1 protein-coding gene is annotated in these 1,906 nt (G+C 41.4%); it reads right to left on the bottom strand.

The annotated features are described in order from the left end of the window. Positions 1–39: 39 nt before the first annotated feature. Positions 40–1,761, bottom strand: coding sequence for an IS1634 family transposase (locus V7K42_RS13965; protein WP_334917065.1), 1,722 nt, complete (start codon positions 1,759–1,761; stop codon positions 40–42). Positions 1,762–1,906: the final 145 nt, after the last annotated feature.

The following is a 1,906-nucleotide window of genomic DNA, read 5'->3' as shown; positions in this document are numbered from 1 at the left end:
TAACTGGACGTTCGCTCATTTTGACCTTGTGAGTGAGAATTATGTCTTACAGGGCTTAAGTTCAAGCTCATAAATGGATTCAGGAATTTTCATCAATAAAAGAATCTGTTTTTGAAGCTGGTTGATAGGGGTAATGAAGACCGTAGAATCAGGGAGGAAGTAAAGAGTTAGGTGACAAAAAGCTTTAAGCATAAGTTCTGCCGAAGGACGAGGGGTTTTTCGTTTGGGATTGCCATCATAAAGACCTTGCAAAGAATCTTCAGCTTGTTGAAGTGCCTGCCTGACAACAAACTCCATAAGGGTAAAAACGCGCAAAGCAATGTTTAATAAAAACATCAAGCCAGTGATTCGGTTTTGATTCTGGAAGTAAATCGGTAAAGCAGGCAAAGAACCCCTCTTAAAGCGATGAAAACCGCGTTCAAGAAGCCATTCATCTCGGTAATACATTACCGACTCAGATAAAGTTAGCTGTTCGGTAGGTGCATTAGTTACGTACAATCGCCAACCAGCCAAAGTTTCTGCTTCAACAATTGCACTATCAATTTTCTCAAATTGGAGTTGAAGCCGTGTCGAAGTAACCTGTTGTTGTAGAGTATTCTTCGAGGGTCGTCCTCGTCTTTGATGGCGAGTTTCTGTTAGTGTTTGTTCTGTAATCGTAGTTGATAAAAAATCAGTAACGCGATGGCGTTTGAGGATATTCTCAACCTTATGAGTAAGCACATCTAGCTCGGTCCCTGGTTTATTGGCTAATTTCTCCAAGGCAAGTTGAGCTTGATTGATGCGTTTGTTTTGACTATCAATCGCTCCTAGAGCAAGCTTGTGGGAATAAACTACCAAATAGCGTTCGTGCCAACGAACCCATTTATTTGTTTCTGGATTTAACCAAAACTTACCCAACTCAATCTCAAAACCTTTACCAACAGCAGTTTCGTGTTCTTCTTGTTGGGGTAAACGAATATCGATGATTTCTGTTGATGGTTGTTTTACCCATTGTTTGAGCAATTGGGGGTTTTGTCCGCTCATTGGCAAGGGAACACAGTAAAATCCTCCATTTAATGCGATGTTGGCACGGGTTGAGATCGAACCAGCCTTACAGTCAGCGATGAAGACAAAATGTTTGTGCCCAATTACTTTTTGTATCTTTTGCCAGGTGGGAAAATATAAAGGGTCATCGGCTCCATTGCCTTCAAGAGTGGCGCTGACTAACGGCATTCCCATCGGGTCGAGCGTTGCTAGTAACTGACGATATTGCAATAAGTCTGGGCGTTTATCTTTGGAGTAGCCATGACGCAATAGATTGTCTTCTAAATGACTTGTATTTTCATGATTTACACTGAAGCTTGTTGTGTCTGTGCGTGCAATTTTTGTCGGTAATTCGTATGCTCTAATTATCTGCCTTCCTAATTTAATTTCTATTTCCTGTCTAGCAAGTGATTGCTTGCCTAATTCTTCTATTACCCTTGCCAATCGGTCATCACTGACATCTTTGTTTCCTATCGACCACCCCGTTGTCAATTCCAAAATCTTTCGATGTGTTTCTACCCATGCTTCAACTGCACATAGCCGATGGTCTGATTGAGTGATTATATACGTTAGTAATAATACACTCAACTGCCCGTAGCTCATTCCTTGGTGGTTTCCGTGCGGTTTCTTCAGTTTTTGGTCGATATGTTTGGCTATCTCTATCTGAGCAAGCCATTCAACTATTAATGGAATATCGTCTATCCGCTCGGAGCTTATTTTTACTTCTGTCTCCCTCATCGATGAACCACCACCTGACACAATTCTCTACTCACACTACCCCCAAATCCACTCTCATCAGGGAGTTGCTTCAAAAATCCTCTTAACCATTACCTCTCAAGGAATTAATTCCTTTGACTGCCTTAAAATCAGCGAACGCACAGTA

Origin of the sequence: Nostoc sp. (genome assembly GCF_036917455.1) — a bacterium.
Taxonomy (GTDB): domain Bacteria; phylum Cyanobacteriota; class Cyanobacteriia; order Cyanobacteriales; family Nostocaceae; genus Nostoc.
This window is presented reverse-complemented; position numbering and strand designations above follow the sequence as displayed.

Excerpts from the sequence above, each read along its gene's own strand:
- V7K42_RS13965 (WP_334917065.1), bottom strand. The coding sequence starts at position 1,761 with ATGAGGGAGACAGAAGTAAAAATAAGCTCCGAGCGGATAGACGATATT.